At 72.5% G+C, this 22918-nt stretch carries 26 protein-coding genes; 10 read left to right on the top strand and 16 right to left on the bottom strand.

Features of this window, described 5'->3' with window-relative positions; genetic code table 11:
- The coding region (locus tag AC1DQF_RS08900; RefSeq protein ID WP_477524860.1) for an NADase-type glycan-binding domain-containing protein at nucleotides 1–526 on the top strand (526 nt) is incomplete at its 5' end.
- A gap of 55 nt (nucleotides 527–581) precedes the next feature.
- Here the strand turns inward: AC1DQF_RS08900 and AC1DQF_RS08905 are convergent.
- Together AC1DQF_RS08905 and AC1DQF_RS08910 are read right to left on the bottom strand one after the other, a co-directional pair.
- On the bottom strand, nucleotides 582–1400 hold the full coding sequence (locus AC1DQF_RS08905; RefSeq protein WP_477524861.1) for an ABC-2 transporter permease: 819 nt from the start codon (nucleotides 1398–1400) through the stop codon (nucleotides 582–584).
- On the bottom strand, nucleotides 1397–2293 hold the full coding sequence (locus AC1DQF_RS08910; RefSeq protein WP_477524862.1) for an ABC transporter ATP-binding protein: 897 nt from the start codon (nucleotides 2291–2293) through the stop codon (nucleotides 1397–1399). The genes AC1DQF_RS08905 and AC1DQF_RS08910 overlap by 4 nt, the downstream gene beginning before the upstream one ends.
- Nucleotides 2294–2414: 121 nt before the next feature.
- Here AC1DQF_RS08910 and AC1DQF_RS08915 point away from each other — a divergent pair, with 121 nt between their 5' ends.
- The gene (locus tag AC1DQF_RS08915) at nucleotides 2415–2897 is read left to right on the top strand and encodes an N-acetyltransferase family protein (RefSeq protein WP_477524863.1); all 483 of its coding nucleotides are present in this window, start codon (nucleotides 2415–2417) and stop codon (nucleotides 2895–2897) included.
- On the opposite strand, the gene AC1DQF_RS08920 is transcribed toward AC1DQF_RS08915, so the two are convergent.
- The 5 genes from AC1DQF_RS08920 to AC1DQF_RS08940 all read right to left on the bottom strand — a co-directional run bounded on the left by AC1DQF_RS08920 (nucleotide 2866) and on the right by AC1DQF_RS08940 (nucleotide 8946).
- On the bottom strand, nucleotides 2866–3876 hold the full coding sequence (locus AC1DQF_RS08920; RefSeq protein ID WP_477524864.1) for a threonine aldolase family protein: 1011 nt from the start codon (nucleotides 3874–3876) through the stop codon (nucleotides 2866–2868). The genes AC1DQF_RS08915 and AC1DQF_RS08920 overlap by 32 nt on opposite strands.
- A 229-nt stretch (nucleotides 3877–4105) precedes the next feature.
- Nucleotides 4106–5449 (bottom strand): class II 3-deoxy-7-phosphoheptulonate synthase, encoded by a 1344-nt coding sequence (locus tag AC1DQF_RS08925; protein WP_477524865.1) that lies wholly within the window; start codon nucleotides 5447–5449, stop codon nucleotides 4106–4108.
- A gap of 76 nt (nucleotides 5450–5525) precedes the next feature.
- Entirely contained in the window at nucleotides 5526–6977 is a 1452-nt protein-coding gene (locus AC1DQF_RS08930) for an APC family permease (protein WP_477524866.1), read from the bottom strand.
- Between the two features lie 82 nt (nucleotides 6978–7059).
- Nucleotides 7060–8088 (bottom strand): 6-phosphofructokinase, encoded by a 1029-nt coding sequence (locus AC1DQF_RS08935; protein ID WP_477524867.1) that lies wholly within the window; start codon nucleotides 8086–8088, stop codon nucleotides 7060–7062.
- 45 nt (nucleotides 8089–8133) lie between these two features.
- Nucleotides 8134–8946, bottom strand: a complete 813-nt coding sequence (locus tag AC1DQF_RS08940) for an HAD-IIA family hydrolase (RefSeq protein ID WP_477524868.1) — start codon at nucleotides 8944–8946, stop codon at nucleotides 8134–8136.
- A gap of 54 nt (nucleotides 8947–9000) precedes the next feature.
- On the opposite strand from AC1DQF_RS08940, the gene AC1DQF_RS08945 reads away from it, so the two are divergent.
- Nucleotides 9001–9813, top strand: a complete 813-nt coding sequence (locus AC1DQF_RS08945; RefSeq protein ID WP_477524869.1) for a DUF1028 domain-containing protein — start codon at nucleotides 9001–9003, stop codon at nucleotides 9811–9813.
- Here AC1DQF_RS08945 and AC1DQF_RS08950 read toward each other — a convergent pair.
- On the bottom strand, nucleotides 9810–10415 hold the full coding sequence (locus AC1DQF_RS08950; protein WP_477524870.1) for a class I SAM-dependent methyltransferase: 606 nt from the start codon (nucleotides 10413–10415) through the stop codon (nucleotides 9810–9812). The two genes, AC1DQF_RS08945 and AC1DQF_RS08950, sit on opposite strands and share 4 nt — an antisense overlap.
- Nucleotides 10416–10514: 99 nt before the next feature.
- Between AC1DQF_RS08950 and AC1DQF_RS08955 the strand changes: the two genes are divergently transcribed.
- On the top strand, nucleotides 10515–11771 hold the full coding sequence (locus AC1DQF_RS08955; RefSeq protein WP_477524871.1) for an FGGY family carbohydrate kinase: 1257 nt from the start codon (nucleotides 10515–10517) through the stop codon (nucleotides 11769–11771).
- Here the strand turns inward: AC1DQF_RS08955 and AC1DQF_RS08960 are convergent.
- The 4 genes from AC1DQF_RS08960 to AC1DQF_RS08975 are packed head-to-tail and all read right to left on the bottom strand — an operon-like array spanning nucleotide 11761 to nucleotide 14624.
- Nucleotides 11761–12651 (bottom strand): hypothetical protein, encoded by an 891-nt coding sequence (locus AC1DQF_RS08960; protein WP_477524872.1) that lies wholly within the window; start codon nucleotides 12649–12651, stop codon nucleotides 11761–11763. The genes AC1DQF_RS08955 and AC1DQF_RS08960 overlap by 11 nt on opposite strands.
- A complete protein-coding gene (locus AC1DQF_RS08965; protein ID WP_477524873.1) occupies nucleotides 12648–13118 on the bottom strand; it encodes a GNAT family N-acetyltransferase in 471 nt (156 codons plus the stop codon). The genes AC1DQF_RS08960 and AC1DQF_RS08965 overlap by 4 nt, the downstream gene beginning before the upstream one ends.
- Nucleotides 13115–13987 carry an arylamine N-acetyltransferase family protein gene (locus AC1DQF_RS08970; protein ID WP_477524874.1) on the bottom strand — a complete coding sequence of 291 codons (873 nt, stop codon included), beginning with the start codon at nucleotides 13985–13987 and terminating at the stop codon, nucleotides 13115–13117. Before AC1DQF_RS08970 ends, AC1DQF_RS08965 begins: the two co-directional genes overlap by 4 nt.
- Nucleotides 13980–14624 carry a response regulator gene (locus tag AC1DQF_RS08975; RefSeq protein ID WP_477524875.1) on the bottom strand — a complete coding sequence of 215 codons (645 nt, stop codon included), beginning with the start codon at nucleotides 14622–14624 and terminating at the stop codon, nucleotides 13980–13982. The genes AC1DQF_RS08970 and AC1DQF_RS08975 overlap by 8 nt, the downstream gene beginning before the upstream one ends.
- A gap of 143 nt (nucleotides 14625–14767) precedes the next feature.
- On the opposite strand from AC1DQF_RS08975, the gene AC1DQF_RS08980 reads away from it, so the two are divergent.
- The 3 genes from AC1DQF_RS08980 to AC1DQF_RS08990 are packed head-to-tail and all read left to right on the top strand — an operon-like array spanning nucleotide 14768 to nucleotide 16883.
- Nucleotides 14768–15532: a DUF4397 domain-containing protein gene (locus AC1DQF_RS08980; protein ID WP_477524876.1), complete on the top strand. Its 765-nt coding sequence runs from the start codon at nucleotides 14768–14770 to the stop codon at nucleotides 15530–15532.
- Nucleotides 15529–16194 (top strand): class F sortase, encoded by a 666-nt coding sequence (locus tag AC1DQF_RS08985; protein ID WP_477524877.1) that lies wholly within the window; start codon nucleotides 15529–15531, stop codon nucleotides 16192–16194. The genes AC1DQF_RS08980 and AC1DQF_RS08985 overlap by 4 nt, the downstream gene beginning before the upstream one ends.
- Nucleotides 16191–16883, top strand: a complete 693-nt coding sequence (locus tag AC1DQF_RS08990) for a hypothetical protein (RefSeq protein WP_477524878.1) — start codon at nucleotides 16191–16193, stop codon at nucleotides 16881–16883. Before AC1DQF_RS08985 ends, AC1DQF_RS08990 begins: the two co-directional genes overlap by 4 nt.
- A gap of 4 nt (nucleotides 16884–16887) precedes the next feature.
- Here AC1DQF_RS08990 and AC1DQF_RS08995 read toward each other — a convergent pair whose 3' ends face one another.
- Genes AC1DQF_RS08995 through AC1DQF_RS09005 form a run of 3 tightly spaced genes read right to left on the bottom strand, consistent with a single transcriptional unit; the run spans nucleotide 16888 to nucleotide 19294 of the window.
- Nucleotides 16888–17409 carry a flavin reductase family protein gene (locus AC1DQF_RS08995; RefSeq protein WP_477524879.1) on the bottom strand — a complete coding sequence of 174 codons (522 nt, stop codon included), beginning with the start codon at nucleotides 17407–17409 and terminating at the stop codon, nucleotides 16888–16890.
- Nucleotides 17406–18566, bottom strand: a complete 1161-nt coding sequence (macS, locus tag AC1DQF_RS09000; RefSeq protein WP_477524904.1) for a MacS family sensor histidine kinase — start codon at nucleotides 18564–18566, stop codon at nucleotides 17406–17408. The genes AC1DQF_RS08995 and macS overlap by 4 nt, the downstream gene beginning before the upstream one ends.
- Nucleotides 18563–19294, bottom strand: coding sequence for a lysophospholipid acyltransferase family protein (locus tag AC1DQF_RS09005; protein ID WP_477524880.1), 732 nt, complete (start codon nucleotides 19292–19294; stop codon nucleotides 18563–18565). The genes macS and AC1DQF_RS09005 overlap by 4 nt, the downstream gene beginning before the upstream one ends.
- 62 nt (nucleotides 19295–19356) lie before the next feature.
- Between AC1DQF_RS09005 and AC1DQF_RS09010 the strand changes: the two genes are divergently transcribed.
- The 3 genes from AC1DQF_RS09010 to AC1DQF_RS09020 are packed head-to-tail and all read left to right on the top strand — an operon-like array spanning nucleotide 19357 to nucleotide 21856.
- Nucleotides 19357–20178, top strand: a complete 822-nt coding sequence (locus tag AC1DQF_RS09010) for an alpha/beta hydrolase (protein WP_477524881.1) — start codon at nucleotides 19357–19359, stop codon at nucleotides 20176–20178.
- Complete coding sequence (locus AC1DQF_RS09015) at nucleotides 20175–20600, top strand: hypothetical protein (protein ID WP_477524882.1); 426 nt, start codon at nucleotides 20175–20177, stop codon at nucleotides 20598–20600. The genes AC1DQF_RS09010 and AC1DQF_RS09015 overlap by 4 nt, the downstream gene beginning before the upstream one ends.
- A gap of 29 nt (nucleotides 20601–20629) precedes the next feature.
- A complete protein-coding gene (locus AC1DQF_RS09020) occupies nucleotides 20630–21856 on the top strand; it encodes an ornithine cyclodeaminase, nickel-pincer nucleotide-dependent (RefSeq protein ID WP_477524883.1) in 1227 nt (408 codons plus the stop codon).
- Here the strand turns inward: AC1DQF_RS09020 and AC1DQF_RS09025 are convergent.
- The gene (locus AC1DQF_RS09025; protein ID WP_477524884.1) at nucleotides 21841–22812 is read right to left on the bottom strand and encodes an ROK family protein; all 972 of its coding nucleotides are present in this window, start codon (nucleotides 22810–22812) and stop codon (nucleotides 21841–21843) included. The two genes, AC1DQF_RS09020 and AC1DQF_RS09025, sit on opposite strands and share 16 nt — an antisense overlap.
- Between the last annotated feature and the right edge of the window lie 106 nt (nucleotides 22813–22918).

Below are 22918 nucleotides of genomic sequence, written 5' to 3' on the forward strand. Positions count from 1 at the left end.
CACCGGCGCCGGGCCCGCCGCGGGTGGCGAGAGCGTCCGGCCGAGCGACGTCGCGCGAACGGCCCGTGTCGACGCCCCCGCGGCCGCGCCCGCCACGACCGACCTCGACGGCAGCACGGTGGGCTTCTCGGCGGAGCAGATGGTGGACGGGGAGCCCGCGACCTCGTGGCGCGTCGCCGGCGACGCCACCGGCACCACCATCACCTTCACCCTGCCCCGCCCCACGACCCTGACCTCCGTCGGTCTCGTCAACGGCTACGCCAGGCGCGTGTCCAACGGGTCGTCGCAGGTCGACTGGTACCCCCTCAACCGTCGCATCACCCGGGTCCTGTGGGTCTTCGACGACGGCTCCACGGTCGGCCACGACCTCGGCGAGGTACGCCGCCTCCAGCGCCTGCGGATCGACCCGGTCACGACGCGGACCGTCCAGCTCCGGATCGCCTCTGTCACCCCGCCCGGATCCGGGCCCCTCGGCCGCGACTACACCGCCATCAGCGAGGTCCTGCTGTCCGGCACCCCCGCCTGAGCAGCGCGACGGCCGGACCCCTCTCGGGGTCCGGCCGTGCGTCGTACGACTGCGGTCACTTCACCTCCGAGCGCATCACCATCGCGAGGCCGACGGCCAGCGGGCCGACCAGCCAGATGAGCCCGCTGGTGGCGAGCTGCGCCCAGTACTCCCCCGTCATCGTGAGGTCGAAGAGCCGCGACGAGGCCATGTTGAAGTCGATCCACGGCTGGATGTCGGCGAACCACGACTGGGCGCCGGCGAGCAGCATCAGCAGGCCGGGCAGCACGAGCGAGTAGACGAAGTACGTCACGATCGCCGCCGCCGAGCTGCGCAGCAGCACGCCGAGCATGAAGCCGACGATCATGCCGAGCACCTGGGCGAGCACGATCTGGGCGAACTCGACCACGGAGATGTTCCACACCGGGTCGACCCCGACGATCGCCGAGCCGAGCAGGTTGCCGAGCGCGCCGATCCCCAGCGCGACGAACATCGACACCACGCCCACGAGCACCGCGGCGATCCCCTTGGCGGCGATGGTGCGGCCGCGGCGCGGGACCATGGTGTACGTCGTGAGGCCCGTGCGCTGGGTGTACTCACCGGTGACCGAGAGGATCGCGATCATCGGCAGGATGACCGACATGGGGATGCCGATCGCGCTGGCGAAGAGCTCGAAATCGATGTCTGCGTCGGGCGCGAAGAGGATCGCCGCGCCGGTCGCGAGGACCGACAGGATGGCGATGCTCATCATCATCCAGAAGCCGGCTCGGGTGTCGAACATCTTGCGAAGCTCGACGGACACGATCCGGCCGGTCGTGATCGGGGGGACGGCCTTGCGCTCGCGCGCGGTCGACGTCGTCGGGATGGTCGTGGGCTGGACGGTCGTGGCGGTCATGCCGCTGCTCCTTCTCGCTGGGTGTCGGCGGTGAGCTCGAGGAACATGTCCTCCAGGCCGGCGCCGTCGCCGGCCCTGAGCTCGGTGAGTGGGACGCCCGCGCCGAGGGCGACACGGCCGACCTGGTCGGGGGTGGCGTCCGTGCGCAGGCCGCCATCGACGGCGCTGCACGCGACGCCCGCGGCGACCAGGGCCCGGCCGAGGGTCTCGACCTCGGGGCTCCGGACGAGGGTGCCGGCCCCGGCGAGCAGCTCGGCCTTGGTGCCCTGGGCCACGATCCGGCCCTGCCCGATGACCACGATGTCGTCGGCGATGACCTCGATCTCGTGGAGCAGGTGGGAGGACAGCAGCACGGTGCCGCCGTCCCGGGCGAAGTCGCGCAGCAGGTCCCGCATCCAGCGGATGCCAGCCGGGTCGAGGCCGTTGGCCGGCTCGTCGAGGATCAGCACCCGCGGGTCGCCGATCAGTGCCGCCGCGATGCCGAGGCGCTGCCGCATGCCGAGGGAGTAGTGCCGCACCCTGCGACCGGCCTCGTCGGGCGTCAGGCTGACCAGGTCGAGCATCTCCTCGACCCGGTTCCGGGGCAGCCCCATGGTGCGCTGGGCGATGGTGAGGATCTCGCGACCGGTGCGGCCCGCGTGCTGGGCCGAGGCATCGAGCAGGACGCCGACCTCGTGGCCGGGGTTCGTGAGGTCGGCGAAGCGGGCGCCGTCGATGAGGGCGGAGCCGGACGTGGCCGGGGTGAGGCCCACGACGATCCGCATGGTGGTGGACTTGCCCGCGCCGTTGGGGCCGAGGAAGCCGGTGACCCGGCCGGGCCGGGCGGTGAAGGTGACGTCGTCGACGGCCGTGAAGCCGCCGTACTTCCGGGTGAGTGACTCGACTGTGATCATGGGCCCACGCTCTCCCGGACGGGCACCCGCGCACATCGGGGACAACGCTGGGACCGACCACGGCCGCACCCTGAGATCGTCTCGGGGTCGCCCCCGAGACCCGCCCTCCTAGGCTGGCCCCATGCCGCGCACCGTCATCGACGCCGTCACCGCGCCGGAGCAGGTGGCGGCGGCGGTCGCCGTTTGGGCGTCGGCCCGCGAGGCCGTCGGCGCCGCGCCGTCACCCCAGCGGCGCGCCCGGGTGGAGGCGACGGTCCGTGGCGGCCGCGTGGCCCTGCTCGCGACGTACGGCGACAAGCCGGCCGGCATGCTGGTGGCCGAGCCGTACGTCGAGGACGGGGTCGAGGACCCGTCGTGCGGTCATGTGGCGATGGTGTTCGTCGATCCGGGCTACTGGGGCAGCGGCATCGGCGGTGCCCTCGTCCGCGCCCTGCAGGCACCCCCGGCAGGCACGGCGTGGACGAGGCTGAGCGTGTGGACGCGAGCCACCAACCGGCGCTCGCTGCGCCTCTACGGCACGTGCGGCTTCGTCGACTCCGGTGACCGCGCCCACCTGCACGAGGGCGCGGAGATCATCCGGCTGGAGTGGCGGCGATCCGACTGAGCACGGCAGCGGCCTGACGGGCGTCGTCCGCGCTGATGTCGAGGTGCGTCACCAGGCGTACGGCGCGTGGTCCGACCGGCGCGACCCGCACGCCCTGCTCCGCGGCCTGCGCGACGAAGCGGCCCGCGTCGTCGCGCTCGACCACGACGATGTTGGTGTCCACGGTGTCGGGGTCGACGCCGCACGCCTCCGCCAGCAGGCGGGCGTGGGCGTGGTCCTCGGCCAGCCGCTCGACGTGGTGGTCGAGCGCGTGCAGGCCGGCCGCGGCCAGGATGCCGACCTGGCGCATCCCACCCCCGAGGCGCTTGCGCCACACCCGGGCCTCGGCGATCGCGTCCCGGCCGCCGATCATCAGCGACCCCACGGGGGCGCCCAGTCCCTTGGAGAGGCAGACGGCCATGACGTCGGCCACCCCGCCGTACTCCACGAGCGGGGTGCCGGTGGCGACGTGCGCGTTCCAGATGCGGGCACCGTCCATGTGGAGGCGGCAGTCGACGCCGTCGGCCCAGGCGCGCAGCGCCCTGAGGTCCTCGACCGGCAGCACGGTGCCCCCGGCGAAGTTGTGCGTGCACTCGACCGACACCGCAGCGGTGGCGACGAAGAACGGACCCATGTCGGGGGCGTGGAGCCGCTCGATGGCGGGCAGGTCCACCTGCCCGCGGGGATCGGTCCAGGTGCGCATGGTCAGGCCGGTGATCGCGCCGTGGGCGCCGAGCTCGGCCCGCGCTATGTGGGCGCTGGACTCGCACAGCACCTCCTGGCCGACGCCGACCAGGCTGCGCACCGCGAGCACGTTGGCCAGCGAGCCGGTGGCGGTGAAGAGCGCCGCCTCGTGGCCGAACAGCTCCGCGACCCGGTCCTCGAGCGCGTTGACCGTGGGGTCCTCCGCGTAGACGTCGTCGCCCACCTCGGCGCTCGCCATCGCGGCGCGCATGGACTCGGTCGGACGGGTCAGGGTGTCGGAGCGCAGGTCGATCACGCGCTCATCCCATCACGGGCGCTCCGGCGCGCCCCCGGGGAGCGGTGCGCAGGCCACATTTCGCGGCGTACGACGGTGGCTGGCGCACCGCCACCCCGGCGGGTCGCAGCGACATGCCCGTAAGGCGGTGACCCAGCCACGTTCGCCGCGACGGGAATGTGGCTGACCCACCGCTCGCAGAGGGACAGGCGCGAGGGACAGGCGCGAGGGACGGCCGGCGTCCGCCCCCTCAGGCCGTGCGCGCCCGGAGCATCTCGGCGACGAGGAAGGCGAGCTCGAGGGACTGGACCCGGTTGAGGCGCGGGTCGACGACCGACTCGTAGCGGTGYGCGAGGCCGTGCTCGTCGATCTCCTCGCCGCCGCCCACGATCTCGGTGACGTCGTCGCCGGTCATCTCGACCATCATCCCGCCGGGCACCGTGCCGAGGGCGCGGTGCACGTCGAAGAAGCCCTGGATCTCGTCCAGCACGTCGTCGAAGCGACGGGTCTTGTAGCCGGTCGACGCCTCGAACGTGTTGCCGTGCATCGGGTCGCTGACCCAGGCGACCTGGACGCCCTCCGCGGTGACCTTCTCGACCAGGGGCGGCAGACCGTCGCGGACCTTGCCGGCGCCGAAGCGGGTGATGAAGGTGAGCCGGCCGGGCTCGTTGTCCGGGTTGAGCCGGGCCGCGAGCGCGAGCGCCTCGTCGGGGGTCGCCGTCGGGCCGAGCTTGCAGCCGATCGGGTTGCGGATGTGGCGGAAGTACTCCACGTGGGCGCCGTCGAGCTGCCGGGTGCGCTCACCGATCCACACCATGTGGCCGGAGACGTTGTAGGGCAGCTCGGTGCGCGAGTCGATGCGCGTCATCGCGTGCTCGTACTCCATCAGCAGYGCCTCGTGGCTGGAGTGGAAGTCGACGCGGTGGAACTCGTCGGGGTCGGCGCCGATGGCCTTCATGAAGGTCAGGGCGCGCTCGATCTCGCCGGCCATCAGCTCGTAGCGCTGGGCGTAGGGCGACTCGCGCACGAAGTCGTTGTTCCAGGTGTGCACCTGACGCAGGTCGGCGTAGCCACCGGTGACGAACGCGCGGACCAGGTTGAGCGTCGCCGCGGACGAGTTGTAGACGTCCACGAGTCGCTGCGGGTCCGGGATGCGCGACTCGGGGGTGAAGTCGAAGCCGTTGACCGCGTCGCCACGGTATGCCGGGAGCGTGACGCCGTCGCGGGTCTCCAGGTCGCTCGAGCGCGGCTTGGCGTACTGGCCGGCCAGCCGGCCGAGCTTCACGACCGGGACCGAGGCGGCGTACGTCAGGACGACGGCCATCTGGAGCAGCACCCGCAGCTTGTTGCGGACGTTGTCGGCGGTGACGCCGTCGAACGTCTCGGCGCAGTCGCCGCCCGCGAGGAGGAACGCCTCGCCGCGGCTGACCGCGGCGATCTTGTCCTTCAGCTCGTCGCACTCGCCGGCGAAGACGAGCGGCGGGACGGTACGCAGCCGCGCGACGGCCTTGTCGACCGCCGCCTGGTCGGGGTACGTCGGCTGCTGGGCCGCGCCGAGGGCGTGCAGCTGCTCGAGGGTGGGGATGGTGCTCACCCGTCAAGGGTACGGCGGGTGGGCCGGTCGCCCCGACTCCTGACCGCTGGGCGGGCTACCGGACCGAGCCGCACGCTCAGTGCGGGTCGTCCTCCATGTGCTCGATGTCGCGGAAGCCGGTCTTCTTGGCGCGGACCCCGCGGTTGGTCAACCACGTGAGCGCCCACAGCACGATGCCCAGCAGCAGCAGGCCACCGGCGATCTTGTACTGGATCATGTCCGCCTCGGTGCGCGCCCAGGGCCCGAGCAGGTAGGCGCAGCAGACGGCGCCGAGCACCGGGAGGTACGTCGGCGCGCGGAACGCCCTCTCGGGCGTCGGGTCGCGACGCAGGACCATGCAGGCGATGTTGACGACGGTGAAGACGGCCAGCAGCAGCGTGGCCGTGGTGCCCGACAGCGCCCCGACCACCGAGTTGTCGGACATCAGGGTGACCACGGCGATCAGGCCGAGCGCCAGCAGCGTGGTGAAGACGATCGCGGTCCAGGGCGAGCGACGACCCGGGAGCACCTTGCCGAGGCTGCGCGGCAGCACGTCCTGCTGCGCCATGCCGTAGATCAGCCGGCTCGCCATCAGCATGTTGATGAGGGCGGTGTTGGCGACCGCGAAGACGGTCAGGAACGGGAAGAGCTTGTCGATCGGGAGGTCGGGCACCCCGGTCTTGACCACGTCGAGCAGGATCCCGGCCTCGGCGTTGGTCGGCTCGGCGATCTGGCCGGACGGGATGACCGCGACCACCGAGATGGCGACCAGCATGTAGATCACGACCGCGATGCCCAGGCCGGTGAGCATGGTGCGCGGGAAGATCTTCATCGGGTCCTGGGTCTCCTCGACCATGTTGACCGAGTCCTCGAAGCCGACCATGGAGAAGAACGCGATCGCGGTGGCGACCGTGACGGCCATGAAGAGACCCTTGTCGTCGGGGTTCTCGAAGACCGTGATGCGACCGAGGTCGGCGTCGCCCTTGCCCACGACGTAGAAGCCGATGGCGATGACGATGGCCAGCGCCGACATCTCCACGATGGTGAGCACGACGTTGAACTTCACGCTCTCGCCGACTCCGCGCAGGTTGATCGCGGCCAGCAGGACCATGAAGAGCATCGCGGTGATCAGGGTGGTGGTCGTGGACGGGTCCTCGTTGCCGAAGCCGATCAGCAGGTTGGCCGCGAGCAGGTTGGAGGAGGTCGACGCGCTGGTGATGCCCGAGCAGACCACCGTGAAGGCCACCAGGAACGTGACGAAGTGGATGCCGAACGCCTTGTGCGTGTAGAGCGCGGCCCCCGCCGCCTGGGGGTACTTGGTGACCAGCTCGAGGTAGGAGAAGGCCGTGACCGTGGCCACCGCGAACGCCACCAGGAAGGGCAGCCAGGCGATGCCGCCCACCTGCCCGGCCAGCTTGCCGGTGACGGCGTACACGCCCGCCCCGAGGATGTCGCCGACGATGAACAACAGCAGGAGCTTGGGGCCCATCACCCGCTTGAGGTCGGGCTCGGTGCCGTTGACGTCCGGCTCGGCAGTGCTGCTGGTCATGGCCAGTCCCCTCGGAGTCCAAGTGAATTCCAACACTCTGGACTCGCGAGGGGGTGAAGGCAAGCACCCTCGCAGGCGTCGGTCAGCCGAAGAAGACCTGCGCCTCGGCGTACTCCCGCTCGCTCACCAGCTTGAGCTCACCGGTGCCCTCGATGAGCTTGAGCCGCTCGATCTTGGTGCCCCGCAGCGCCATCATCGTGCCGAAGTCGCCGTCCGCGACGGCGTCGATGGCCTGCAGCCCGAACCGGGTCGCCAGCCAGCGGTCGAACGCGGTGGGCGTGCCGCCGCGCTGGATGTGGCCGAGCACGACGGCGCGGGCCTCCTTGCCGGTGCGTTGCTCGATCTCCCCCGCGATCCGGTCGCCGATGCCGCCGAGACGGACGTGGCCGAACGCGTCCTTCTCGCCGCTGACGAGCGTCATGTCGCCGCCGTCGCGCGGGACCGCGCCCTCGGAGACCACGATGATCGGGGCGTACTTGCTCTCGAAGCGGGTCTCGACGCGGGCGCACACGTCGTCGATGTCGAACGGCTGCTCGGGGATGAGCACCATGCTGGCCCCGCCGGCGATCCCGGAGTGCAGGGCGATCCACCCGGCGTGACGACCCATCACCTCGACGACGAGCACGCGGTGGTGCGACTCGGCGGTGGTGTGCAGGCGGTCGATGGCCTCGGTGGCGATGTTGACCGCGGTGTCGAAGCCGAACGTGAAGTCGGTGCCGGAGAGGTCGTTGTCGATCGTCTTGGGCACGCCCACGACGTCCACGCCCAGGTCGGCCAGCTTGGTCGCGACTCCGAGCGTGTCCTCGCCACCGATGGCCACCAGGGCGTCGACCCCGTCGCGCTCGAGGTTGGCCTTGATCCGCTCCACGCCCCCGTCGACCTTGAAGGGGTTGGTGCGGCTGGAGCCCAGGATCGTGCCGCCCCGCGGCAGGATGCCGCGGCACTGCTCGACACCGAGCTCCATGGTCAGTCCCTCGAGGGGGCCCTTCCAGCCGTCGCGGTAGCCGACGAACTCGAACCCGTGACCCTGGACGCCCTTGCGGACGACCGCCCGGATGACGGCGTTGAGGCCGGGGCAGTCCCCACCTCCGGTGAGCACTCCGACGCGCATGCTGATCTCCTCATGTTGGATCGATCAAAGACTGTGTGAGCGTAGTCACTGCACGGCCGGCGGCGCCACCATGGCGACCAGGTCGGCGACCGAGTCGACGACCTGGCTGGGGCGGTAGGGGAACGTCTCGACCTGGCCGCGGCTCGTCGAGCCGGTCGTGACCAGGATGGTGCGCAGGCCGGCCTCGAGCCCGGACACGATGTCGGTGTCCATCCGGTCGCCGACCATCACGGTCGTCTCGGAGTGGGCGTCGATGCGGTTCAGGGCGTTGCGCATCATCAGCGGGTTGGGCTTGCCGACGTAGTACGGCGCCCGGCCGGTCGCCGTGGTGATCAGGGCGGCGACGGAGCCGGTGGCCGGCAACGTGCCCTGCTGGCTGGGGCCGCTGACGTCGGGGTTCGTGGCGATGAACCGCGCGCCGGCCTCGATGAGCCGGATCGCCCGGGTGATCGCCTCGAAGGAGTAGGTGCGGGTCTCCCCCAGCACCACGTAGTCGGGGTCGCGGTCGGTCATCACGTAACCGATCTCGTGCAGGGCGGTGGTCAGCCCGGCCTCGCCCACGACGTACGCCGTGCCCTCCGGTCGCTGGTCGGCGAGGAACTGGGCGGTGGCGAGCGCCGAGGTCCAGATCGCGGTCTCGGGGACGTCGATGCCGCTCCCGAGCAGCCGGGCGCGCAGGTCCCGTGGTGTGAAGATCGAGTTGTTGGTGAGCACCAGGAAGCGCCGACCGGACGCCTTGAGCGCCTCGACGAAGTCGGCCGCCCCGGGGATCGCGTGCTCCTCGTGGACCAGCACCCCGTCCATGTCGGTCAGCCACGTCTCGATGGGGCGGGTCTCGATCGGCACATGCGTCGTCATGGCGCCATTGTGTCGCCTCGCGTGCCACCCACCGCACGCCACTAGGGTCGGCGCATGACGTTCTCCATCGTGGCCCGGTCCGACGACGGCGAGTCCTGGGGCGTGGCCGTCGCCTCCAAGTTCCTCGCCGTGGGGTCAGCCGTCCCCGCCGCCGTCGCGCAGGTGGGCGCCATCGCGACCCAGGCCGAGGCCAACGTGACCTGGAAGTTCGTCGCGCTCGCCCACCTGGACGACGGCGCGACCGCCGAGGTGGCCCTGGCCCGCCTCGTCGAGGAGGACGACAAGCGCGACCACCGCCAGGCCGGCATCGTCGACTCCGACGGCAACGCGGCGACCCACACCGGCGCCGAGTGCTACGACTGGGCGGGCGGCGTGACCGGCCCGGGCTATGCGATCCAGGGCAACATCCTCACCGGCCCCGAGGTCGTGGAGGCCATGGAGCTGTCCTGGCAGGGGTCGGTCGGCCGGCCGGTCGAGCRCCGGCTTCTCGACGCGCTGCGCGCCGGGGACGAGGCCGGCGGCGACAGGCGCGGCCGGCAGTCCGCCGCCCTGCTCGTGGTGCGCGAGGACGCGGGGTACGGCGCGGGCGACGACGTCGCCGTCGACCTGCGCGTCGACGACCACCCGGCTCCCGTCGGCGAGCTGGCCCGGCTGCTGGACCTCAACGACCTCTACCTCACCGCCTCCACCGAGGACGAGAAGGTCGCGATCACCCCCGAGCTCGAGACGGAGATCGCAGGGCTCGTGCATGGGCAGGGACACCCCGACCTGCGTTCGTGGGTCGGCAGCGAGAACTACGAGATGCGCGTCGACGACGACGGGCGGTGGATCGACCGGCGCGTGCTGGCCATCCTTCGGGACTCCTAGAGGGTCACGTCGGCCGGCTTGGTGGCCACCACGTTGAACTCGTTGTAGGTGAAGGCCCTGCCGGTGACCCGCGGCAGCGGGAAGCTGCGCCACCGCTGCGGCTCGAGCCCGAGGTCGCGGCAGAGGTCCATGAGGTCCTCACCCGTCGTCCAGCGCACGTGGGTCGGGTCGGAGGCGTAGCCGCGCTCCTGCGGGCAGATGAACAGCACCCGGCCGCCCGGACGCAGGTAGGGCACGTAGGACTGCATGACCTCGAGGCCCAGCTCGGGCGACATGTGCTCGATGACGTGGGCGACGAGCATGCCGTCGTACGACTCGGGGACCCGCAGGGCGGAGGTCTCCCACTCGGCGGTGGTGAGGGCATTCAGGCCACGCTCGCGGGCGATCGCCACGGACGTCTCGTTGTGGTCGACGCCCACCGAGCCGGCCGGCAGCGTCTCCAGGTTGCGGCCGATGCCGCACCCCACGTCGAGGGTCCGGCCCAGGTCGTGGCGCCGCAGGTTCCACCGGTAGGGCGCCTGGACGTTGAGCACCTGCTTCCAGCGGGCCGTCTCCTTGTCGTGCAGCCGTTTCGCGTATTCCTCGCCCCGTGTGTCGCGCATGGCCAAGGACCCTACCCCGCTCGGCACCTGCCCCTGAGGACCCTCGGGGCGCACTAGGTTGACCCACGTCCCGTTGCCCGCCGCAGCCCAAGGAACCCGATGTCCCTCCTCGCCATCGATGCCGGTACGACGGGAGTCACCGCCGTCGTCGTGAGCCCCCGGGGCAGGATCGCCGCCGCGGCCAGCCAGGAGCTCACCCGGCAGTCTCCCCGCCCGGGGTGGGTCGAGCACGCGCCGGAGGAGATCTGGCAGGCCACGCTCCGGGCCACCCGCGAGGTGCTCGCCACGGTCGATGCGTCCGAGCTGACCGCCATCGGCATCACCGACCAGCGCGAGACCGTCGTGCTGTGGGACCGCGAGACCCTCGGGTCCCCCCGGCGGGCGATCGCGGGGCAGGACCGGCGTACCGCCGAGATCTGCGACCGGATGCGCGCCGACGGCCACGAGGAGCGGGTCGCCGAGCTGACCGGACTGGGACTGGACCCCTGCTTCTCGGGCACCTCGCTGACGTGGCTGGCCGAGCACGAGCCCCACACGTGGGCGCTGGTGCAGTCCGGCCGGTACGCCGTGGGCACCGTCGACTCCTACCTGGTCGCCCGGATGACCCGAGGCACCTGGCACGTCACCGACGTGTCCAACGCGAGTCGCACCCTGCTTCTCGACCTCGGGGCCGGCGGCTGGTCCGACGAGCTGTGCGGCCTGTTCGGCGTGCCCCGCGACGCCCTGCCCGACCTGGTCCCCAGCTGGGGCGAGGTCGCAGCATCGGACCCCCGGTCCTTCCTCGGCCTCGCGCTGCCGATCGCGGGCATCGCCGGCGACCGGCAGGCGGCGCTCTTCGGGCAGGCATGCTTCGAGGTGGGCGACGCCACGATCACCTACGTCACCGGCTCGTCCGTCATGGCCAACACCGGTACGACGCTGGAACGCTCGGACGCCGGCTTGCTGTCCACGGCGGCCTGGCGCTCGCCGGCGGGTGAGCTGACCTACGCCCTCGAGGGCGCCGTCCCCGTGACCGGCGCCGCCGCGCAGCCGGTGCGTGACGGGCTGCTCGCCGAGATGACGTCCGGCACCACGCGCCTGCGCGTCGACGGCGATGTCGACGACCTGCTGTGCCAGGTGCTGGCCGACCAGGTGGGCCTGCCGGTCGAGCGGTCCGAGATCGTCGAGACCGCGGCGCTCGGCGCGGCGTTCCTCGCCGGGCTGGGGACCGGCGTGTGGGGGTCCACCGACGACCTGCGCGAGACGTGGGCGCTGGACCGGCGCTTCGATCCCAGCACCGACCGGACCGCCGCCGACGCGGCCCACGCGCGGTGGCGCGACGCCGTGGGGCGGTCGAAGGGCTGGGTCAGCGACTGAGCCGGGCGACGTCCGCCTCGGCGGCCGCCATCGCCCGGGCGGCCTCCGCCACCGTCTCGTCGGCCTCGGCCCGCACGTCCTCGGCGTCGGCGAGCTCGTCGTCGTTGTCCTCGAGGTCGGTCTCGAGCTGGGCGATGCGTCCGCGCAGCTCGTCGACCTCGGCCTGCAGCTGGAGCGACCGGGCCTGCAGCTGCTCGACGTCGTCCGCCGCGGCCGCGGCCGCCTCGCCGGCCTCTGTGTGCTCGGCGGTGGCCGCCTCCAGCCGCTCCTCGGCGGCCCGGAGCACCTTGGCGTCGGCCTCCGGGTCGGGCACGACGTGCAGCTCGGGCCGTCCGACGGGTTCGGGCTCGCGGGCCGCCGCGGTGAAGTCGAGCGCCTCCGGGACGGCCAGCGCGGGGGCCACGTCGACCTCGCCCACCCCGGTCGCGGCGAGGGCCGCGACGAGCAGGCCGCTCCGCACGGCCCGGGCCGCTCCCTCGTCGACCATGGCGGCCGTCAGGGTCGCCTCGACCTGGTCGGCCACGGCCGGGGTGACCTTGACCCCCTCCTCGCGGGCCAGCCCGCGCGCCTGCGTGGTGATCGCCGCGGTGAGCTGGCGGCGCTGGCGGGTGAGGGAGCGCAGCTCCTCGCCGTCGAGGTTGGCCTGGGCCTCGCGCAACGCCGTCCCGACCTGGAGCACCTGGTCGACCTGACCGGCGTCGCGGCGGACCAGGAGGTTGACGACCCAGGCGGCCAGCGACGGCTTCCGCAGCGCCTTCAGGCGGGCGGCCAGCTCCTTGTCGCCCTTGTGCTCCTTGACGAGCGCGTCGCGCGCCGGCGTGAAGTCACCCAGCGCGAGCGCGTAGAGCCCGTCGGCGAGCTCGAGGAGCGGGTCGGTCACGCACCCGATCCTAGGAGCGCGTACTCCAGCTCCGTCGGGTGCGGCACCCACGGGCACTCCTGCTGCACGCCGGTCGCACGCCAGCCGAGGTGCTCGTAGAGGCGACGGGCCCGGTGGTTGGCGTCCAGCACCCACAGCCGTCGCGCCCCGTGGGCAACCGAGCGGGCGACGCCTGCGCGGGCGAGGCCGGTCCCCCAGGCGTCCGGGTGCACGGCCAGGTGGCGCAACGACTCGTCGTCGTACGCCGCGAACGCGAGCAGCCCGTGGTCCCCGTCGACCACCTCGACCACCACCTCCGGGTCCTCGAGGACCAGGGCCCAGCGCGCCAGCACCGCGTCGTCGGGGAAGGGAAAGCGGTCGGCCGGGAAGACGTGCGCCAGGCCGACGAGGTTGGCGGCGCGTTCGAGGTCGCGCAGGGGGCCGGCGTCACCGGGACCGGCCGCCCGCCACCCGTCCGAGGTCGTCACGGCCGACCCGCCGCGGTCCACGCCGCATGGCTCGCGCACGTCCGGTCCCACAGGTCGGCGAGGTCCTCGTGGGCGCCGATCGGCAGGAGCAGGCGCTCGACCAGGGCGGCCCGCCAGGCGTCGTACGACGTCAGCTCGGTCTCGGTCCCGCCCGTCGCGGTCTGCTCGGTGAGCAGGCAGCCGCGCAGCGTGAGGGTCGCCGCGCCCTCGCGGCGCTGGACGACGAGCTTGCTCGTGAACGGCGAGTCCGGTCCGGCACCCAGCGTGCGGTGCGCGACGGCGACGGCTGCGGGGTCGCTCGGTCGCTCGGTGACGACGATGCCGGCGAACGCACCGGAGGGGTCGTGGTCGAAGGTCCACGCCGCCGGCCCCGACGGCCGTCCGGAGGCCTGCGCGCCGTAGCCGGCCCCGATGACGTAGCGGAACCCGTCGAGGTGGTGCTCGCCCCGGACCAGGGGCAGGGGCTCGGAGAAGCCGTCACCGAGGCCCGCGTCGACCCACCAGTGCCCGCCCGGGTTGTCGGGGGTGGGCAGTCCGCTGACGACGAGGACGAGGTGGTTGAGGGACGCGTCGAGCCGGTGCTCGGGGCGCGTCCACACGTGGCCGTGGCGACGACTGACGACGTAGCCCAGGCCGACCAGCAGACCCTCGAGCGCGGAGTTGTGGTGGAAGCAGTAGCCGAGCCGGCCTCCGCTCCCGGCGCGCTCGACGCAGGCGTCGACGTCCGTGGGGTCGGGACGACCCAGCATGATCGAGAGGTTGTCGTAGGGGATCCGCTCGACGTGCGCCCGGTGCAGCACGCGCAGCGCCTCCAGCGTCGGCGCGGGTGTCGTCGCCAGGCCCAGGCGCTCGAGGTAGGCCTCACTCATCGTCGTCGAGGCCGTGCTCGATCGCCCAGCGCGTGAGCTGGACGCGGTTGTTCATCTGGAGCTTGCGCAGGGTGTTCTGGACATGGTTCTGCACGGTGCGGTGGGAGATGACGAGTCGCTCGGCGATCTGCTTGTAGGACAGGCCCTTGGCGACCATCTTGAGGATCTCGGTCTCGCGCTCGGTGAGCTCGTCGCGCGGGTCGTCGGCGGGGCCCTCAGCCATCCGGCGGAACTCGCCGAGCACCAGTCCGGCCAGGCCGGGCGTGAAGACCGTGTCGCCGGCGGCCACGCGGCGTACGGCGTCGAGCAGCTCCTCGCGCGAGGCGCTCTTGACGAGGTAGCCGGTGGCGCCGGCCTTGACCGCCTCGAGCACGTCGGACTGCTCGCCCGACGCGGAGAGGATGAGCACGCGTGCAGACGGGTCGTGCTGGAGCACCTGCGCGGTGACCTCGACGCCGTTGGGCCCCGGGATCTGCAGGTCCAGCACCACCACGTCGGGACGCGACGCCGGGAAGCGGGCCAGCGCCTGGTGGCCGTCGGCGGCGACGGCGACCACCTCGAAGCCCGCCGCCACGAGGTCTCGCTCCACCGCGTCGCGCCACATCGGGTGGTCGTCGACCACCATCACCCTGGTCATGGGCGCGAACCTACACAGGGTCGGTCCGCACGGGCCCGACCGGTGGGTTTACCCAATCGAGGGGTTGTCCGGCCTGCTCCCGCGGTGGTGTCGTGAGGTCCGAGGCTCGGGACGCGGGCCGTCATCTGCCGGGGGATGTTCGGATGAGACGTGCACTGTCGTGGGCCGCGGTCGCGTCGGCGGCCCTGCTCCTGCCCCTGCTGGGCATCGGCCAGCCCGGCCAGGCGGTCGCGCCGCCCGCCGCCCAGGGCCACGTCACCGTCGTCCTCGCCGTCCCCGGAGCCTCGGTGGACGTCTCCGTCGACGGACGATCGGTGGCGACCGGGGCCGAGGTCGGCGACGTGCTGGGGCCGTTCGACCTGGCCCCCGGCAGCCACGAGGTGACCTTCAGCGACGACGGCATGGACGTCGCCTCCAGCCTCGACGTCGCCGCGGGCGACAGCACCGACGTCGTGCTGCACCTGCCTGCACAGGTCAACGGCGACCCCGTCGTGCACTCCTACGCCGCCCCCACCGGGGCCATCGGACCGGACAAGGCGCGCGTGGTGCTGGCCCACACGGCGACCGTGGCCCCGGCTGACGTGCAGGTCAACGGCAAGACGGTCTTCACCAACATCGCCAACGGCGAATACGCCGAGGCCGAGGTCCCGGCCGGCACCCAGGAGGTCGCGCTCCTGCCCACCGGCACCACCAGCAACCCCATCCTCGGCCCGCTGGAGGTGCCGCTCGAGGCCCGCACCCTGTCGATGATCTACGCCTACGGCAACCCGAAGGACGGCTCGATGAACGTCATCGCGCACACCTCGTCCCTCACGGCCGACGGCACCGTCCGACCGACGACCATCGACACCGGGTCCGCCGGACTGGTCGGTGGCGTCACGGTGACTCCCTTCCGCCTGGCCAGATGAGCACGCCCGGGCGACTCGCCCAGGTGTTCCCTCTGGTCGTCCTGCTCGCCCTGACCGGCTGCTCCCCCGGCTCCGGTCCCGGGCGGGAGGCACGGGAGCCGGCGACGTCCTCGTCGCCGGCTCCCGCAGCCGGCTCGCCCGCCTCCCCCGTGCCGGTGTCACCCGCACGACGGGCGACATCCGTGGTGCGGCCCGAGCGTCCGGTCGTCGTACGGCTGCCCGGTGGCGTCGCCGTGCCCGTCCGGCCGGCCTCGACCACCCGGGGCGGCCTGCTCGACGTCCCCGACGACATCGGCGTGGCCGGGTGGTGGGACGGCGGCGCGCGGCTGGGCGACCCCTTCGGCTCCACGTTGGTGGCGGCCCACGTCGACTCGACGACCCAGGGGCTGGGTCCGTTCGCCGCGCTGCTCTCCGTGGCGGGCGGGGAGCGCATCCGGCTGACCTCGGCCGGCCTCACGCAGGAGTTCGAGGTGCGCTCGCTCCGGCTGGTGCCCCAGGGGCCCCTCACCGAGCGCGCGGAGCTGTTCGCGGCGAGCGGACCGCGGCGCCTCACCCTGGTGACCTGCGCACCGCCCTACGTCCGGAGCCGAGGGGGCTACCAGCACCTTGCCGTCGTCACCGCCGTGCCGGTCTCGGCGCCCACCCGGAGGCCGCGACCGTGAGGGGCCTGGACGCCTCCCGCGCACCGCGGCTGGTGCTGCTCGGCCTCGTGTTCCTCCTCCTCCCGGCGGCCACCCTCGCCATGGTCGCCGCCCGGCGGGACGGCTCGGCGCCGCGGGAGGTGACGTTGCGCAGCCAGGGCCAGGAGCTATCCCCGGACCGGGGCGTCGACACCGACGAGACCTTCGTTCGCACCCGGGTGCTGCCCTCCGGCGACCTGCAGGTGACGCACTGGATCGACAGCACGCGCCTGCTCCTCACCGTCGACCTCTCGGTGCCCGGCGTCACTGGCGCCGAGGGCGTCTCGGCCCATCACGTGCGGGTGGTGGCCGACGGGCGCCCGGTCACCGGGCCGGACCGGATCACCGACGCCCCCGGCCGGTTCTCCCTGCTGGGCGCCCACTCGGTCGAGGTCCGCTACCGGCTGACCGGCGCCGTCGAGCGGAGCCCGTCGGTGCCCGGGCGGGGCCTGGCCCTGGTGACGTCGCTGGACGTGCAGCAGGAGCCCGCTCCGGTGCGCGTGATCCGCAGCATCCTCGCGCCGGAGGTGCTGTCCCTGGCCTGCGCCCCGACGACGAGCCAACCTGCGCCCCAGCCGTGCGGCGCCGTCGATCCTGGCGGCGGGTGGACCGTCGAGCTGACCGGCGACCGGGCCGACGACCGGGTGCTCGCCCAGGTGACGCTGGAGTGATCCCTCAGCCGCCGGCGGCGGGCCGCACGTAGCGCCCGCGGCGGTGCAGCAGCGGCTCCTCGTCGGGACCGAGCACGACCTCGTCGAGGGAGCACACCACCTCCAGGGACCAGCCCAGGAGCCGCACGTCCGTGACCGTGCAGGCCGCCCAGGTGGCAGATGAGTCCAGCCGGGGACCGGCCTCGGTCTGCTCCCACGTCGCCGAGGCAAAGACGCCTCCCGGCGCGGGCATCAGGCCGGCGAACTGCTCGGCGAGGTCGCGGTGCTCCCACTCCAGGAGGTGCACGACGACGCGGTCCCCGACCTCCAGCGACTCGCCGAGCGCCGAGTCCGGGTCGAGCAGGCCCACCACGAACGGTGGCTCCCCGCCGACGACGAGCATCGACGAGACGGTCAGCCCTGCACGGTCGCGGTCGGCGCCGGTGGTCCAGAGGCCCACCCGCGCCGACAGCCGGCCCCGCAGTCGACGGGCAGCGTCCCGGGACCCTGAAGGGTCGGCGAAGGGGTGGTCGGAGTGGATGGTCACGAGGTCGCCTCCACGGGCACGGTCAGCTCCCACTCGGTCCCCCAGGACCCGGTGTCCAGGTGGGCGGTGCCGCCGAGGTCGGTGATCCGACCGCGGATCGACTGGTCGACGCCGAGGCGGCCCGAGGCCGTCGCCGCGTCGAGCCGGCCCGCGGGGATGCCCGGTCCGTCGTCGCGGACCGAGACGACGACGTGGCCGGGGACGGCGTCCAGCAGCACCCAGGCCGGGGCGGCGTCGCCGACGTGGGCGCGGACGTTGTCCAGGCAGGCCGACACGGCGGCCACCAGCTCCTGCGCGACGTGGGCCGGGACGGGCACCGGGGTGCCCGGTGAGGCGACGTCGACGCGACCGGCGTGGGCGGTGGCCAGGCGTTCGAGCTCTCCCGCCAGGTCGACGGTGGACCCGGGAGCCGTCACCGTGTCCTGCTGCCGGATCAGCGACCGCAGGCTGCGCTCCTGCTCACCCGCGAGGGCTCCGAGCTCGGCGAGGTCGCCACCGGCCTCACCCGCGCGGCGCTGCACCAGGGAGAGCACCTGCAGCACGCCGTCGTGCACCGCGCGGGCCAGGCGGGTGCGTTCCTCCGCGGCCGCCGCGGCACGCTGCGCGGCGTCGCGCTCGACGGCCATCTGCTGGAGGGACGCACACATGTAGCCGACGATCGGGCCGCCGATCATCAGCAGGAAGACGTTGCCGTAGTTGCCCTGGTCGAGGGGCTGGTCGACGGAGATCCGGATGCCGAGGTCGGCCACGGAGAGCACCACCGCAGCCGCGAGGCCACCCTTCCAGTGCCAGTGGATCGCCCACGCGAGCAGGGCACCCATCACCCAGAAGCCGGGGATGGTGGCGTTGAAGTCCGGGCCCTTCACCAGAGGCGTCAGGGCTATCGCGGCGGCGGCGATCGCGAGGTCGGCGCCGAGCAGCAGCGGCGTACGCCGTCGCGCCTCGGCGTATCCCCACAGGGCGACGCCGGTCCACGCCACCGCTACCGCGACCACGACGGCGCCGAGGCCCGGGTGGTCGTAGTTGTCGCGTCGCCACAGGTTGAGGGCGACCATGTTGATGGTCACCACGACGCGGACGAGCGCGAGCGCCCGGTGGAGCCGGTCCTCGACCGCGACCGCGGCCCGCTCGTCGACGCCGGAGGCGGAGCCGGTCAGGACGCCTGCTTCCGCTGCGACTGGTCCGTGTGGGTCGAGTCCTTGGCCTGCTCCTTGGAGAGCTCCTTGGCCTTGGCTGCGTACATGTCGACGTACTCCTGCTCGGAGAGCCGCATGATCTCGTACATGATCTCGTCGGTGATCGAGCGCAGGATGTAGCGGTCGTTCTCCATGCCCTCGTAGCGCGAGAAGTCGAGCGGCGGGCCGAAGCGCACCACGGGGCGCGTCCACGAGCCGAAGATCTTGCCGCTCGGGGCGACCACGTCGGTGCCCACCACCGCGCACGGGACCACCGGGGCGCCGGTCTCCAGCGCGAGCCGGGCGACCCCGGTCTTGCCGCGGTAGAGCTTGCCGTCGTGCGAGCGGGTGCCCTCGGGGTAGATGCCGAAGAGGTCGCCACCGTCGAGGATCTTGATGGCCGACTTCATCGCGCCCTCGGCGGCGTTGGCGCCGGAGCGGTCGATGGGCACCTGGCCGGCGCCGGAGAAGAACTTCTTCTGGAACCAGCCCTTGATGCCGGGTGTCGTGAAGTACTCCGCCTTGGCCACGAAGGTGACGCGACGGCTGAGCGTCAACGGCATGAAGAGCCAGTCGGCGTACGAGAGGTGGTTGCTCGCCAGGATCGCGGGACCCTCGTCGGGGACGTTGGCGACGCCGTACGCCTTGGGGCGGAAGACGACGCGGAGGATCGGGCCGAGCGCGATCGACTTGAGGAACCAATAAAGCACGGGGTGAGCCTAGCCCCGAAAGACCCTCCCCGGTGCCCTCCACGTGGTGCACACTTCCCCCCGTGAGGAATCCCCTGAAGCGCGGCGGTCCGGCCGCCCCCGTCGAGCCCACGGACCCCGAGATCACCCGCCCCTTCTCGGCGCCCGCGCGCCCCGAGCTCACCGGCGGTCGACGCATCGGTGTGCTGCTGCAGCACGGGTTCACCGGCTCGCCGTACTCCATGAAGCCGTGGGGTCGGTCGCTCGCCGAGCGGGGGTACGCCGTGGAGGTACCGCTGCTGCCGGGTCACGGCACGTCGTGGCAGGAGTGCAACACGGTCCGGTGGCAGGACTGGTACGCCGAGACCTCGCGCGCGTTCGACAGGCTGCGCGCCGAGAACGACGCGGTCGTCGTGGGGGGCCTCTCCATGGGTGGCTCGCTCGTGCTGCGCCTCGCCGCCGACCACCCCGATGCGGTGGCCGGCATCGTGCTGGTCAACCCGGCCGTCAATCTCGCGCGCCTCGACGTCAAGGCACTGCCCGTCCTCAAGTGGCTCGTGGGGTCTTTCCCCGGCGTCGCCAACGACATCAAGAAGCCCGGCGTCGAGGAGCTCGGCTACTCGCGCACGCCCCTCAAGGCGGCCGACTCGATGATGCGCGAGGGCTGGAAGCCGTTGCGCGCGGACCTGGCCCGGATCACCGCCCCACTGCTGTGCTTCAAGTCGACCGTCGACCACCTCGTGGACCCCTCGTCGCTCGACATCATCCGCAGCAACGTCTCGTCGCGGGACTTCACCGAGCGGATGCTCACCGATAGCTACCACGTCGCGACCCTCGACAACGACGCGGAGACGATCTTCAGCGAGTCCGCCGACTTCGTGGCCCGGGTTACCGTGGCTCCGTGAGCTCACGCGGTGACGACGAACGCCGGACACGCGAGGACGCGGCCTGGCGCGAGATCGTCGACAACTACGGCGCGCGTCCCGAGGTGGACGAGCCGCCGGCCCCCGCGCCCGCGCACTTCGTCGTCCCGGCCCCGGAGCCCGAGCCCGAGCCTGAACCGGTCGCCGTACGTCCGGAGGCCGAGGAGCGGTACATCCCGCCCCCGCCCCCGCCGCTCCCCCGGCCGGCACCGCCGCGCGCCGTCGCCTGGGCGGGCGTCTTCGGCGCTCCCGTGGTCCTGCTCGTGTGCCTCTTCGCGCACATCTACCTGCCCACCCTGATCGACTACCTGCTGCTGGCGTGGTTCGTCGGAGGCTTCCTCTACCTGGTGGCCACGATGTCGCGCGAGCCCCGCGAGCCCTGGGACGACGGCTCCCGCATCTGATCGGCAGCGCGGGCGCTATCGTCGGCCGGGTGAGTGTGAGCGAGAACGTCGAAGTCACCGGCCACCTGATGGACAGCGGCATCCTGTCGCGCGTCCTCGACGACATCCGCCAGTACGGCGGTGACTGGGTCATCAAGGACATCGACCTGGGTCATGAGCAGACCGACACCAGCCACGCGACGATCACCGTGACCACGGACGACGACGAGGCGCTCCAGCGGTTGCTCATGCGGCTGCAGACCCACGCGGTCAACCAGACCGACCCGGGCGAGGCGAGCGTCTCCGAGGCCGACATGGACGGGGTGTTCCCCGACGGCTTCTACTCCACCACCAATCTGCCGACGCGGGTGCGCCTCGAGGGCCGCTGGTACGACGTCGAGAACCCCGAGATGGACTGCGGCCTGGTCGTCGAGGGGGACCGCATCCACACCCTCCCGATGTCCGACGTGAAGGTCGGCATGCAGGTCGTCACCGGCGCCTCGGGCATCCGGGTCACCGCGCCGGTGGTCGCCAAGTCGAGCGACGCCTTCGGGTTCATGGAGTCGGACGTCTCCTCGGAGAAGCCTCAGGCGGTGCTCGTGCGCCAGGTCGCCGACGGCATGCGCGAGGCCAAGGCCGCGGGCAAGAAGGTGCTGTGGGTCGGCGGTCCCGGCGTCGTGCACACGGGCGCCGCTCCCGCGATGGTGGCGATGGTCAACGCCGGGTTCGTCGACGTGCTCTTCGCAGGCAACGCGCTGGCCACCCACGACATCGAGTCGTCGCTGTACGGCACCAGCCTGGGTGTCGACCTGGCCAAGGGCCAGGGCGTCGAGCACGGCCACGAGCACCACATCCGGGCCCTCAACACGATCCGCAAGGCCGGCTCGATCAAGTCGGCCGTCGACTCCGGCGTGCTCACCGGCGGGATCATGCACGCGATGGTGACGCACGAGAAGAAGTTCGTGCTCGTGGGCTCCGTCCGCGACGACGGCCCCCTGCCYGACGTCCACACCGACGTGATCGTCGGTCAGCGCGCGATGCGTGCCGAGCTCACCGACGTCGGCTTCTGCCTGATGGTGGCGACCATGCTGCACTCGGTGGCGACCGGCAACATCCTGCCGGCCTCCATCCCGCTCGTCTGCGTGGACATCAACCCGGCCACGGTGACCAAGCTGGCCGACCGCGGGTCGAGCCACGCCAAGGGCATCGTCACCGACGTCGGTCTCTTCCTCGAGCAGCTGGCCGTCGAGCTGGTCCCGGACTACCGCCGCCCCTGAGCCGCGCGTCGGGCCAGCTCGGCCGCGCCCACCAGCCCGGCCTCGGGACCGAGCTGGGCCGCGACGAGCGCCGGCACCTTCCGGTGGGCGGCTCCCACGAGTGAGCGCACGAGGGCGGTCCGGGCGGGCTCGAGCAGCCGGTCCCCCGCGGCGGAGACACCGCCGCCGATGACGACCACCTCGGGGTCGAAGGCGGCGACGAGGTTGGCGACGCCGACACCCAGCCAGTCCCCGACGCTCGCGAAGGCCTGACGGGCGACGAGGTCGCCGTCGGCGGCGGCCTCGGTGACCATCGGGCCCGTGACCAGGTCCGGGTTGCCGCCGGTCGCCTCCTCCAGCACCGAGGGCTGCTCCCCCATCCGGGCACGGGCGAAGCGGACCAGGGCGTTGCCGGAGGAGTACTGCTCCCAGCACCCGCGGCCACCGCACTCGCAGGGCTGGCCGCCCGGCACGACCTGCATGTGGCCGAACTCGCCGGCCATGCCGTTGGCCCCGCGCACCAGGTGGTCGTCGATGATGATCCCGCCGCCGATGCCGGTGCCCATGGTGACCACGACGGCCGAGCGGGCGCCCCGCGCTGCGCCGTACGTCCACTCGGCGACGGCGGCGCCGTTGGCGTCGTTCTCGAGGGTGACCGGAACCCCCCAGCGGTCGGCGAGCCGGTCGCGCACGTCCTCGCCCTGCCACGGCAGGTGCGGGGCGAACATGACGCGGGTGCCGCTCGCGTCGACGAAGCCGGCCGCGGCCACGCCCACGCCGGCGATGGGCGACCCACCGGCCACCTCGAGCACGGCATGCACGAGCGCGTCCTCGACGCGCACCGTGTCGACCCGCCGGCCGGGCGTGGCCCGCCGCGCCGTGCGCACCACGCGCCCGTGCTCGTCGACCACTCCGGCGAGCACCTTGGTGCCGCCGACGTCGACGCCGACCCAGACCGGTTCCATCGCGTTCGTCACGCGTCCGATCCTGTCGTACGCGCGGGCGTCCAGACCGCATGGACCTCGCGCATGGCCCGAAGTGACTAGTGCGGATGGTCAGTCGGGTCATTTCGCGCCACACGCC

This window comes from Nocardioides sp. P4_G4 (assembly GCF_056401085.1).

Excerpts from the sequence above, each read along its gene's own strand:
- AC1DQF_RS08905 (WP_477524861.1), bottom strand. The coding sequence starts at position 1,400 with ATGACCGCCACGACCGTCCAGCCCACGACCATCCCGACGACGTCGACC.
- AC1DQF_RS08910 (WP_477524862.1), bottom strand. The coding sequence starts at position 2,293 with ATGATCACAGTCGAGTCACTCACCCGGAAGTACGGCGGCTTCACGGCC.
- AC1DQF_RS08915 (WP_477524863.1), top strand. The coding sequence starts at position 2,415 with ATGCCGCGCACCGTCATCGACGCCGTCACCGCGCCGGAGCAGGTGGCG.
- AC1DQF_RS08930 (WP_477524866.1), bottom strand. The coding sequence starts at position 6,977 with ATGACCAGCAGCACTGCCGAGCCGGACGTCAACGGCACCGAGCCCGAC.
- AC1DQF_RS08935 (WP_477524867.1), bottom strand. The coding sequence starts at position 8,088 with ATGCGCGTCGGAGTGCTCACCGGAGGTGGGGACTGCCCCGGCCTCAAC.
- AC1DQF_RS08940 (WP_477524868.1), bottom strand. The coding sequence starts at position 8,946 with ATGACGACGCATGTGCCGATCGAGACCCGCCCCATCGAGACGTGGCTG.
- AC1DQF_RS08950 (WP_477524870.1), bottom strand. The coding sequence starts at position 10,415 with ATGCGCGACACACGGGGCGAGGAATACGCGAAACGGCTGCACGACAAG.
- AC1DQF_RS08955 (WP_477524871.1), top strand. The coding sequence starts at position 10,515 with ATGTCCCTCCTCGCCATCGATGCCGGTACGACGGGAGTCACCGCCGTC.
- AC1DQF_RS08970 (WP_477524874.1), bottom strand. The coding sequence starts at position 13,987 with ATGAGTGAGGCCTACCTCGAGCGCCTGGGCCTGGCGACGACACCCGCG.
- AC1DQF_RS08975 (WP_477524875.1), bottom strand. The coding sequence starts at position 14,624 with ATGACCAGGGTGATGGTGGTCGACGACCACCCGATGTGGCGCGACGCG.
- AC1DQF_RS08980 (WP_477524876.1), top strand. The coding sequence starts at position 14,768 with ATGAGACGTGCACTGTCGTGGGCCGCGGTCGCGTCGGCGGCCCTGCTC.
- AC1DQF_RS08985 (WP_477524877.1), top strand. The coding sequence starts at position 15,529 with ATGAGCACGCCCGGGCGACTCGCCCAGGTGTTCCCTCTGGTCGTCCTG.